We start from the raw sequence: 12,179 nt of genomic DNA, 5'->3' as shown, positions 1-12,179 counted from the left end.
GATCAATGGAAATCCCTGTCGACGTTGCCGTCGGCACTGTTGCCGATCGCGAATCTCATCTCATGCTCGAAGCCATGCAGAAGGCAAGGCGCGAGCTGATTGGCAACTACCAAAAGCCCGCCGATATGCCGCTTGTCGAGTTGAACGAACTCATGCAAGTGGCAGCCCATGCTGGCCCGGATGCTGGCTGGCCGCAGCTCGAGCCGTTCCTGGAACGGGTGAAAAAGCAGTTGACGATTGGAATGTACGAATTCACGGCGCCCCACGTCGTCAAGTCCTGTGTGGCGGCGATCAAGCCCGCCGGCTGCAAAACGAGCCTCGTCCTGCAAAATCGCGACGAGAAGAAGGATGGCACAACGATCGACGACCTGACTGAACAGGCGACTGTCGATGAGCTAACCCAGGCAGCGCGCAAGCGGCTTTCCTTCGCGTGGGCATCGGTGTCGGGTCCGGATCGGCTCTTTGCAACGTCCTACCACATCAAGGTGGCCGTTCGCGAGCAGCAGGAGATCTGGCTTTCGAGCGGGAGCTGGCGTTCGTCGAACCAAGCGCCGTTTGATCCCATCAAGGACGGAGACCAGTCATCGCCCTTGCTTCAGCGCTACGATCGCGACTGGCACATACTGCTGACCAACAAGCGTCTGGCCACGCTCATGGAAAAATATCTGCTCCGCGACGAAAAACAGGCGGCCGCAGTGGCGGAGGCATTAACACCGGCCGTGCCCGAGCCGGAGTTCTGGGTGACAGAGGCCTATTTCAGGGCAACCGACGACGAGGCAAAGGTCGCGTCCAAATACCGCTCTCCGCTGAACATCAATCGCAAAGTGCGGGTACAACCGCTGCTCACGCCAGACAATTATGCCGAGCATGTACTGCCGCTGATCCAGAACGCGACCAAGAGCGTGTATTTTCAGAACCAGTCGCTGGACGCGCGGGCGTCCGGCGAGAACGGTGACGTTTTCGAAAGCCTGCTTAAGGCTCTTCTTGATAAGCAGAAAAGCCAAGGGATGGACGTTCGCATCATCTTTCGTCGTTTTCCCAGCACGCGCCAGACCTTAACAGGCATGAAGGATTGTGGTTCTGACACAAGTAAAACCAAGGTGCGCATTCAGACCAACTGCCACACCAAAGGCGTCGTCATTGATGGCGAGACCGTCGTTGTCGGCAGCCACAACTGGACGCGCGCGGGAACGACGCTCAATCGTGACGCAAGTTTGATTTTCTTCGATCAAGACATCGCCCGCTATTATCAGGACCTCTTCCTTTTTGATTGGAACCGGGTCGCCAACGTCGGTATTGACGAGTCGCTGCCGGCACCCGAGGCCGTCCGGCCCGAAGAGGGGCTGATCGAGCCGGGCATGGTCAAGGTGCCAGTGGGTGAACTTCTGGGCGACTAACGCTGGTCGACGACATCCTTCGGAGGGCCTTCTGGACGAGCGGTTGGCGCAGACTGAAGGAGCGGCTTCGCTCGCGCGAGGTCGCCGAGCAGACCTATCGGCGTCGAACATCTCGACCTGGTGCTGGCGACCGGGTCTCCAATCGAACCTTGCCCAACAGCCGTGCGATCGCCTATTTCGCCAAGTATTTTTCTGAGCTGCCACGCCGTCAAGGTGGCTGTCTTGGGAGTTTCCAAGAAATTCTTGGCTTGTTGACGATTATGGGCTTGCTGCCTTCCAGTATTTGCGCTCTTGCGAGCTCCTGTACTTGCTGTGCGGCTTTGCCTTGTTTCCGCATCTTCACCACATATCGATACAACGTACAGATCCGATGATGCAGCCCGACTACGTGCCCGTCGTAGAATGGGATAATGGGCGAGCAACACGGACAATCTGTTCTGCCCGTCGCCCAAGGGTACTTCTTGCTGCAGATCCAGAACTGGATTGCTCGGGTTGGGGCGATTCGCTTCTCGGCTGCGAAGTAGTCTTGCGTCAACCAGCTTCACCGTTGAGCGAGCCGTAGCCCCGACCTCTGCTCGATTGTGTGACGCAACGTCAAGCAATCACAAGCAAGGCCGGCCGATAGCCAGGGGGAATGTGAAGCGAAAGAGGTGGAGAGTTCGCGACGTTCGTTCGTCCAGATGATCTCGTTCGTCCGCACGGATGATTCCGTCTGGCGATATCGCTCCGCATCGGGACGTCATCGCGAGGATCGGTTTTATGATAGCGTACGTGTACCTTGCGTTTTGGTTGACGCTCCCGCGCTTGGTTACCGCTGGAGAAAATCAGACTGGAGCATATCTCTCGGCAAAATTGGGAAGAGCAATTCGCTTGGCCTCCGAACGATAAGCCGCCATAGCGCTCGCGCGGAGATGCGTTAACGAGCTTCTTTGCACGCAACCTGGACAACCGAATAGCCGCACTTATTACCGTCTCGCGATGAAAGTTGGGACAAGGAGTAAGATGAACACCTAGCTTGCGCCCATTCAGACACTGAAGATCCGCAATACAAAAAGACATCCGTCGGCGGACATGCTCGCTGATACTCTCCAACGCAAACTCTGTAGGAAATCGAACCCGTCGACGCGCGCGGATCGACTAGGGGGCCTGCTGGCTTAATAGAATCGGTAACAATTGCCCCAGTTCGAACGTCTACTGTCTTCTCCAACCCTTCGACGTCAGTGAATTTGAGAAGATCATCGCTCTCATATCTCAAGTACAATATCCTAGAGGTCGATGGCAGACTTAACGCTTGTCTCCCATCGTTCACCTCCCACACAACTAACTGAAAATCACCGGCTGCGGCCAACAGGCGCCCCGACGGGCTGAAGGTAAGCTGTCGGGCGAGGTCGAGATTGGAAAGAGCCCGACCCGCAGTATCATTTTCCCGAAGATTCCAGTAGTGAACCGAGCCATCATCAAAGGCTGCGGCAAAGAATTTGCCGTCTGGACTGAAAGCTGAGGCGGAAATTGTGGGCAGGCTGCCAAGCGACAAGCGAACCTTCGCGTTATGAGTGTTGATTATCTCGTACCCGCTTGAATCTCGTCTGAATAGCCAATCTCCGTCTGGACTAGCCAACGTAACGCCAGTGCGAGCCAGCAGCTCGTTCACCCGGTTCAGGGCTTGCTCCGATCGAAGTTGCCCACTTGTGGCGACAGACTTTTGCCAAAGAGTGAATGCTAGCATGGAAGTCAGCACTGTAAGTAAAACCAGCAGCGAGATCACTAGCCTCGCACGCCTTCGGGTGCGTGCGGATTCGCTGGACTCAATGAAAGCGACTTCGTCGGCGGCGAGACTGTCGCGATAAGCTGCCAAGAAAGTGGTAGCCCTAGTTAGTTTTTCGGCTCGTAGCAGCAGCCCTTCGCGATCCCGACCGGTCGCCTTCTGCCACTCGTCCGCCTCGGCTCGAAGAAAATTGAGGAATCGAATTCTCTCACGATCCTCTTCGAGCCATTTAAGAAGAGTCGTGTCACTTGCTAACAAGTAGTCGTGGGTGAGTTCGACGAAAGTTCCGGTCGGGGTGCCGTCCACCGCAACAAGGTGTGCTTCCACGAGCCTTTCTATCAATTCCGAGATCTGCGACGACTGTCCACCGCTCTGCAGAATGTCTGACAGCTGTGCCCGGCGCCGAACGTAGGTATCTCCAGCGAGGTCGACTAAATATCCGACGATACGTCGCGCGAGCGACCGATCGCTAGGATTGGCGCTGGATAGGAAATGCTCTAGCGAGAACGACAGCATCCGCTGAGCTCCGCCCAATCGGTCGTAGCTCTCATTGGTCAACCAACCTTCGCGGCGCTCCTTCCAGAGTCTTTCGAGTGCGACCTGCGCCATTGGAAGACAGGCTGGACTGTGGCTGATGTCGGCCAATATCCTTTCGACGAGGCCAGGTTCAAATGCAAATCCGGCAACCTGCGCCGGTCGTTCGATCGCCTCCCGTAGTTGGTTGGCACTCATGACAGGAAGTGGGAAAATCGCCGTGGAGCTTAGATCGACATTGAGGCCGTGGCTGCGAGCATCAACAAGATAGTCAGAACGCAGCACCATCACGACCTTATGTATCTTAGGCTGATCTTTAAGCGTCTGATCTAGCTCCTTGAAGAAAATTCGCCTCTCAAAGTCATCAGGCCGATGGGTGAAGACTTCTTCAAGGGGGTCGATGATTAGAATGGTGTGTCGGACAATTTTCCTGATCTCGCGAGTGATGGTCGCAAGAGACTCTGTGGCAGGGCGAACGGAAACGATATCCCATTTTTCGCTGCCGAGAATACGTCCGGCACGTAGCATCGGCGCAAGCCCGGCTTGAATAAGCGAGGATTTCCCCGCGCCGGAAGGACCGACCAAGACAATCGAGAAAACCTGTCTGAGCAAGTCAATAATTTCGTCAATTTCCTTCCCTCGACCGAAAAAAAATCGACTGTCGCGCTCAGAAAAGGCTGCAAGGCCTCGGTAAGGCGGATGGTCGTCAATTGTTGGTTCAATTTGTGCCGTTTGTGACGAGCGGATAGAGCGCGCCAGTCCTTCCAGAGCAGTGGGGTTTTCAATACCATCACGAAAATCAGCCCAAGCATATTGCTTGAGAGATTCTGGCACCGCGGCAAGATCGGCGTCGGGTAGAAGAACGGGCACAATACGAATTCCGCCGCCTATTGTCGCGGCATCCAGGGCAATTCCCAACTCCTTTTGCTGCCATGAATCCGTTAGCCCGGTGGGGCCAACACAGATCAAGAAAGTACGACAACGACGAATCGTCTGGTCGACATGAGGAAATACGCGATCTCCGCCGGCCACATTGTCGTAGAAAACACTAAGCCTCGCCGACTCAGATAAGTAGGAAACCAGCTGATCTATGACTGTTCGATCGTGATTGCTTGGGGCGCTTACGTAAGCGTCGAATGGCGCAAAGCGCCGTGTCAGGTCATATTGAGGCTTTTGTTCGAAAACAGCGCTCTCTTGGTCTTCATCGGACAATCCCTTTATTTGCCGTGCCTTGGCCAGAGAAGACGAGGGAGCGGCCACTAGCGACATGGCGTCCGCGAGCCGTTCGAAGGCGTGCTCGATGGGCCGCGTTGACCGATTGTCGTTTTGTGCCGCCGCTATGACACGTTCATCAAATGCCTCTTGAGGTTCGTAAGGGACCATCAAATCCCAGAAAGAGATAGATTCGTTAACTAGTGGGGTAGGCGTGTATCGCTCGAAAAGAGCTTTGAATGTTTCTTGGAATGTCACCAGTAGGGACGGGTCTCGTTGTTCGACGCGGGAGGGAACTACTATGACTTCAAGAGGACGGTCCCTGCGAAGACCCATCACCTTTGACGAAGTAAAATCACGAACCATATCCCGCGTACCTTCGAGATTTTGATGGTTCGCGGCGCAATACATGACGACGACGTCAGCTAGTTGATATGCGCATATGCCGCCAAGCTCTGTGACGCCAGTTCTGCTGTCCACCAGAACGACATCATATCCCTGCCCAGCTTCGCTTGACGAAGTGGGCCGCAAGAGAGAAGAGCGAAGCCATTCAAAGAATGTCTCTCCGTCCCAGTTGAAGAAGAAATCTTGCCAATCGAATTTTCTCAGGTTGACGGCATACGCTGTCAGCGCTGTTGTGCCTTCCCGCAATCCAGCTGGCATTAAATCAAGCCTGCCATGGGGAAGACTTGGGTAGATCGGCACAATAAAGTGGCTCAACGAAGAGAATGTTGGTTCAACGTCGTTTTCGTTGCTGCCACGCGACATCGCCTTCTTGTACGAAAGGAGTAAATCAAGAACTCCGAGATGATTCCTTATTCTGGAGGGAGTAATTGGGAAGTATTGCTCCAACCCAGGAGCCTCTAGGTCGAAGTCAATCATAAGAACACGTAGACCGCGTCGCGCTAAGATATCCGCAACGTTTGCTAAAGACATCGAGCGGCCAACGCCGCCCTTGAACGAGTAGAATGTAAATATCACGGCACAGTCCCGTGAGAATAGAGATAATCGGCAATCTGAGAGCGGTTTGCTCTCAAGCCCGCATTGCTGAAGAATTGGCGCATTTTGCCCGGATCAGGAGGTGGTTCTTTGAGCCTCACGATCGCTAAAGGTAGGCTGTTGTAAAACCATCGAGCCAATCTCGTCCGGTTCGATATACCGAACTCGCATTGAGCATCGTACTCTCGCTCAAACCTTCGAAAGGCCGTGCGGAGTTCTCTTCTAAATTCAGCGTCGAACAGTCGGCGTGCGGTGGATACCGTGTCGAACGGCGATATCGTCACCAAGGCGTGATCGCTATTGAATAGATAGGATTGCGTAAAGGCAGAACGAATTGTGCGATGGAACAGGGACAGCTCATCCGCCAAAACGATGCATCCAGTTTTCGCAATGTCATCGTAGATGGGACTGAGAAGCGTCTCTTCTTCTTGATTAATTAGTGCGTCAAAAGAGTAGTACTGTGGCTTAATGAACCGTTGGCCAAGCCCAGGGTGCCCTGTGGCGTTCAAGCCTCTTACCGCTTCGTCGATCACTCCCCAGGCCGTTAGAGTGCTGTCCAAGAAGGGTATCCATTGATCGCGCCGTGCTCCGTATCGGCTGTAGATGGAGCTTGCTCCGGTCTCCTTCAAAAAGGACCTTAGTTCCAGGAATTGTGCGCGTCGATCAGCGTCGAGCGCACTGAGCGCTTCGTGTGGCTCATCAAGCAGCTCATGAGCCTCTGATTGCGTCATGGCGAGCACTATAAAGGGAAGCCCAATTGCGGTGTGGGCTTCCGGTGGAACGACGCATTTGATTTCATTGTCAAGAGCGATTGTCGCATCGGATAACGACGAATTGATTCGGACGAGCGTATAGGTGGGCCACGAGTTCGGAATTTCAGGCGGTTCGTTTCCTTGCCATATGATTGTTAGGTTTCCTGTTCTGTCGCGCAGCAAACTAAGCACCATCGCTGTCAACGAATCTGGTTGCGTTAATTGCGATAAGGACGATTGAGACAGGACCACAATTGACGTATGGCAACGTCGAGCCGATGCTTCTAAAATTTCGAAATCTGTATCCGTCTTGGACAGCAACGCCTGGGGAACTGTACGAATAGAACGGTCGAATGCCAAAAGCTGTTTAGTGATTTCCTCAGACAACTTCCTGTCAACATCCGCGTACGCCAGAAAAACGGAGTCTGTTACTGCTCTTGGTGAGCCCATTGCTCCGAGCAATTTGATTGGTGATGCACCTGATCTTTGATCAATACCACTCTGCGAATTAAGGGGAGCCGCAGCCCTCCGGTCCGAAGCGACCTGTTTATAGTGTTCGAAGACTTCTGCTTGCGGCAAACTTCGTAGCCGAAGCTGGTTTGCAGCATTGGTTAGGAATATCTGGAGGGGAAGGTCATCTTTGACATCTGGCGGCGGAATATTGTTCAGCCGTCCTAAATCAATCGTAAATTGTGCAAGGTCGCTGCTCACCTTTTTCAAAGTTAGCACCAGACTTGGCGCGATGCCTTGCATCAGTATCTCACGGTCGATTTCCAGCAAATTGCCATCGATCGCTGCTTGGGTAAGCTCATTAAGCTCTGGCTGTTTCAAATAGCCGGGAAAAGACATTCGTCCTCCAGCTTGTTTGCGCAAGCTGCCGCTGCGCGGCTAATCACCCGAATGATTTGCGCAACTGCGCACGTATCCAATCCGAAAACGTACTCCAAGACATTAAACTGGGGGCGTCCTCCGCTTCATTCTCCGCTCCGTCTGTTGCAACGGAAGGGCCCAAAATCCAATAAGCCAACCGATCCCATTTTCAGGATAGCAAGCCGCAGGTGTGGTTGGCGCCTTCTACTAGCGGAAATTGTGCCAACTATTCCAGAAGCGAGTAATCTTCTGCAAATACAGCCGGCAGTCAACAGGTTGCAAAATACTGGGTCGAGCGGCGATATCGTCCTTGGAGATGCTTGCACCGAACGTCGTCCGGGTGCCCTTTAGCAGATCGAGATCCTTCAGGAGAAACGGCCCGCTTTGAACGGGCCATCGGGGAGGCCGCGACCGATCTGGCCTCGTCCGTATTCATAGCGCTTGGCGACGACAGCGCGCAGATCTGAGATCGAGCCCAATCGATGTGATTGGGTTAGATCATCTTCACTGGCCGGTTGTGAACTACATCACATGCGATGGCGTATTGGAGCCCTATGATCTAGTCGTGCCCCTATCATGTCGAAATCAATGCGTGCAAAGCAAGGCGAGTGGTCATAGGAGATAACGCGAAGGTTGTGCGTTGCGGGTGAGAATGCTAACATCAAGGCGATGGGGACAGGAGGGGCGCCATTCCAAAAGAGGGCCACATTTCGCTTACGAGCGAAGCCGAACCTGAACTCGGCCTCAGCCGTACCATTAAAGAGGCTGCGTCCGCGCCAGCCGTCAAGCGCACAACCTTGCCCTACTACAAGCCACCCATCCGAGCAAAAGCCCAGAGGGAATCGGTCAATGAGTTCTTCGTTGCCGAAGCCGCGATGGAATCGACTGCGCCGAACCCCCCGCTAGACGCAGCTGCGGCCAGCTTTGGCGAAACGGCGATGCTCGAAGCTGTCATAGGAAACGATGATCGGGTGAAGGTCGTCGACAATCTTATGCGCACAAACCCCTGGCGGCAGATTTGTGCTCTTCGCATTCGTTCAAAGACGGGGAAGCGGTATGTTGGTACCGGTTGGTTCATCGCGCCGCATGTGGTGGCGACGGCCGGCCATTGCGTTTTTCTGCAAAATGAGGGGGGGTGGCCGGATTCCATTGAGGTCCTTCCTGCGAAGGCCGGTTCGTCCGAGCCGTTCCGAACGATTTCCAAGCGATTCAGGGCCGTCGACGGCTGGGTAAAGGATCAGAGTCGGGATTTCGACTACGGCGCAATCGTGCTCGAGGACACCAAAGTAGGCAATCGGCTCGGCAACTTCGCGGTTCGAGCGGTGGATGACGCGGGCCTAAGGGGGATCGACGCCAAGATCTCAGGCTATCCGGCCGATCGCGAACGAGCGGAATTTCAGTACTTTCATGAACGGCCATTGCAATCGACAACTTCAACTCGGCTCAACTACGACATTGATACCTTCGGCGGCCAGAGCGGCAGCCCGATCTGGATCGATGTCGGAAAGGACGGTCTGGTTGCGGTCGGAGTTCATACGACGGGCGGGCTAACGAGCAACTCGGGAACACGCATTAACGTGGACGTATTGACGAATCTCATTAGTTGGATACGGGGCGAATGAAATGCCGCAAGACTTCGCGATCGCAGGAAGTACAGGCACCGATCCGCTTCCCGACGATGGTGTGCCGCAAACGACGCCGGCTCCGCGGGCCGAATCCAGAGCCTCGCTGATCGACACGCCGGATGGCATGTTCGTACAAATAGGCACTGCGAGATTCCCGCTTGATGACGCAAGTTTCCAAAAGCTAAAAACCGCACAAAGTGGCTCGGCAAGTGTCAGTTCAACGGCCGGTGGCTCGGAATACGCCGCGTTGCGGCCGGCACTCGCCGCCGCCGCCAAATACGAGTCAAGCCTGAAGGCTCTTCCCGGAGTTGTGGCCGTGCGAGTCGGCTACAAATTCCGTGGCGGCCAGATCACGCCCCTGCCGTGTGTCGTTGTTGCCGTCGACCGCAAGCGGGCGGATCTCCCCGCGTCCCAACGGGTGCCGGCAAGCCTGGATGGCATCGCCACCGACGTCACGACCGCTGATCCCTATGAGCGCCTAGCCGCGGCTGCCGGCCCCGAGGCAGCCCTGGCGAGGCCGCGCCTACTTATCGATGAGATCCAACCGGGTACGTCGGAAGCGGGATTTCTGGAAGCGCTCCCTTTGACGACCTACGAGCGGCCAAAGGGCCTCAATCTCGATCCGATCTCCGGTGCGATGACGATCACTTGCCATGTCTCGCCGGATGCCGGCTGGCGAGTGCTCAAGCCGTTCCTGACGGCAACGCGACGGAGCCTTTGCCTTGGCATGTACGATTTCACGGCGCCGCACATCTACCGGACGGCTCGCTCGATCCTGCGCGATTCCGACGTCAGTTGGAAACAAACCCTCAGCCCGAACGAAGCTCTGCCGACAGAGGATGACGTCGACTCCCCGAAGGCAGGCGATCTCACCGAAAAGCAGATCGTGACTGGCCTCAAGCGGGTCGCTCGTGACCGCTTCGAGAATGCCTTTGCCCATATCGGATCAGGTCGAACCTTCGCGTCGGCCTACCACATCAAGGTCGCGGTGAGAGATGAGTCGGCATTCTGGCTTTCGAGCGGCAACTGGCAGTCGTCCAATCAGCCCGAGATCGATTTCCTCGATGCCGACGCGGACCGTCAGCAGATGCCGCGGTATAATCGCGAATGGCATGTGGTGGTCGAGAATACCGCGCTGGCAAAGCGTTTCCAAGGTTATCTTGAATACGACTTCGAGATCGCCAGCGCTCCAGTCGACGAGAAGGAGGTCGCGGCTCCGATGCCCGATCTCCTAGTGCCGTTCGACGAAATGATGGTGGAGGAGCGGGCTGCCATGGATCTGGAGGCGTTTCCTCCGCGAGCCTTCATGTTTACCGGCGACAATCCTCTTACGGTGCAGCCCATCCTGACACCAGACAACTATCTCGAGATCGTCGTTGACCTGCTGCGGAGGGCTCCAGCACGAACGCTGTACTTCCAGAACCAATCGCTCAATCCCGTCAAGGATCCGAGCCCGGAGTTCAAGGAGATGATGCAGCTGCTGGCTAAATACTCCAACGACGAGAAGCTCGACGTGCGGTTCATCTTTCGGAACATCGGTCCGATGCGCAAGAAGCTCGAATCGCTGCAACTCGCCGGGTTCAACATGAGCAGGGTTCGAATGCAGTCGGGATGCCACACCAAGGGAATCATCATCGATTCCGAGAAGATCCTGCTCGGAAGCCACAATTTCACGAACCAGGGCGTGCAGGTGAATCGCGATGCGAGCCTAATACTACGCCACAAGGGGATTGCACAGTACTATGAGCGCATTTTCCTGCACGATTGGGAGAAGCTGTCGCGCCCGACCATCCGCGAGGAAGCAACGCCCGTGCCGGCCGGTGTCGGTGGCGAGGCGTTTGCGGCGGATGACAGGGTCAGAGTTCCCTGGTCGTATTATGTAGAGGACTAGCAAGGTCCATGCTGACGTTCGACGAACGCAAGGTGTTGCGAGACCAGTTTGGACTGGTCCTGTCGCAGAACGATCCCAAGAACCTTATCAAGACCTACTTCGTCAATGAAGCTCCCACGATGTTGCGGGACTTCCCCGCCGACCTCAAGACCTATGACGATTATTCCGTTCGTGTGATTGAATATTGCCTGATCAGCCGCTGGAGCCTCACGCCTTCGTTGATGGAATTATTGCTGACGCAGCTGCTTGCCTCAGGCTTGTCATCGGGGACAGTGCTGTTGACTGCGGCGCTCACCCGCGTGAGGTCGAGACAGGATCCGAATGATCGCGTGTTCGACACACGCTGGGTGCTCAACGAGCAGCCCTTCCTGAACCGCAATGATCTGCGTCCAGTCTTGAAGACTTTCATCCAGTCAAGTGATCGGTCATTGCTGCAAATCAACGGCCCTGGGGCCGGGTTGAGCTATACGGCTGAACTGCTCGACTACCTTGCGGGCCAATTCGATGAGCTTCATTTTGTGCCGGTGAAGATCCCGGAATCCGGCGCTCCGTCATATTCGGTCGAAGCGTTCGCTGCCGATTTGCTGGATCCTATGGGCATCGATGTTCCGCCATCATCGGGCAGCAGCGATGCGGCAAATCTGTGCAGGCTGATCCTGCGCTCGACGAAACAGCAACAGGGAGTGTGGATTTTCCTCATGGATGGCTTCGGAGAAGCGGATTTGCAGCCATCCGTCAAGGAATTGGCCCGGCTGCTCGCCGTGAGATGCACCGCGCCGGAATATCGACGGAAGATGAGGGTAGTCTTCATCAATTACGGCGAACCCTGTGCGGATCTTCCACGGGCAGCGGTTGCGCGCGAAAGCGTTCCGCTCCCTTCGGTGACCCGGCAGGACGTTATCGAATGCCTCATTCAGCTCAACGAGCTGCGGACTCAACAGGGGCGTCCGGCAATCGATGGGCTGGGCACCATCGCCGACAAGATAATGGCAGGGATACCGGAGGAAAGCGGCTCGGAGGAGGTGGCTGCGATCGCGTTTGAGGAAAACGACCCCGAGAAGAAGAGGAAGAAAGAGAAGGTGCGACTACGCCACTTATATGACCAGTTATGGACCGTGGCGACACGATTGTGAG

General features: G+C 55.4%; 6 protein-coding genes. 4 read left to right on the top strand and 2 right to left on the bottom strand.

The features are described from left to right. Positions 1–5: 5 nt before the first annotated feature. Complete coding sequence (locus tag CT676_RS27800; RefSeq protein WP_135215803.1) at positions 6–1,397, top strand: phospholipase D-like domain-containing protein; 1,392 nt, start codon at positions 6–8, stop codon at positions 1,395–1,397. 916 nt (positions 1,398–2,313) lie between these two features. On the opposite strand, the gene CT676_RS27795 is transcribed toward CT676_RS27800, so the two are convergent. Together CT676_RS27795 and CT676_RS27790 are read right to left on the bottom strand one after the other, a co-directional pair. Further along, complete coding sequence (locus CT676_RS27795; RefSeq protein WP_135215802.1) at positions 2,314–5,889, bottom strand: TIR domain-containing protein; 3,576 nt, start codon at positions 5,887–5,889, stop codon at positions 2,314–2,316. Next, on the bottom strand, positions 5,886–7,508 hold the full coding sequence (locus CT676_RS27790) for a hypothetical protein (RefSeq protein ID WP_135215801.1): 1,623 nt from the start codon (positions 7,506–7,508) through the stop codon (positions 5,886–5,888). Before CT676_RS27790 ends, CT676_RS27795 begins: the two co-directional genes overlap by 4 nt. Before the next feature lie 818 nt (positions 7,509–8,326). Here CT676_RS27790 and CT676_RS27785 point away from each other — a divergent pair. The 3 genes from CT676_RS27785 to CT676_RS27775 are packed head-to-tail and all read left to right on the top strand — an operon-like array spanning position 8,327 to position 12,178. Then, on the top strand, positions 8,327–9,151 hold the full coding sequence (locus tag CT676_RS27785; RefSeq protein ID WP_135215800.1) for a trypsin-like serine protease: 825 nt from the start codon (positions 8,327–8,329) through the stop codon (positions 9,149–9,151). Between the two features lies 1 nt (position 9,152). Continuing rightward, on the top strand, positions 9,153–11,045 hold the full coding sequence (locus tag CT676_RS27780; protein ID WP_135215799.1) for a phospholipase D-like domain-containing protein: 1,893 nt from the start codon (positions 9,153–9,155) through the stop codon (positions 11,043–11,045). Between the two features lie 8 nt (positions 11,046–11,053). After that, positions 11,054–12,178: a hypothetical protein gene (locus CT676_RS27775; RefSeq protein WP_135215798.1), complete on the top strand. Its 1,125-nt coding sequence runs from the start codon at positions 11,054–11,056 to the stop codon at positions 12,176–12,178. Position 12,179 lies beyond the last annotated feature (1 nt).

The organism is Bradyrhizobium sp. MOS001 (assembly GCF_004634465.1).
Lineage (GTDB): Bacteria > Pseudomonadota > Alphaproteobacteria > Rhizobiales > Xanthobacteraceae > Bradyrhizobium > Bradyrhizobium barranii.
The sequence above is the reverse complement of the archived record's forward strand: the minus strand, read 5'-3'. Positions and strand labels throughout refer to the sequence as shown.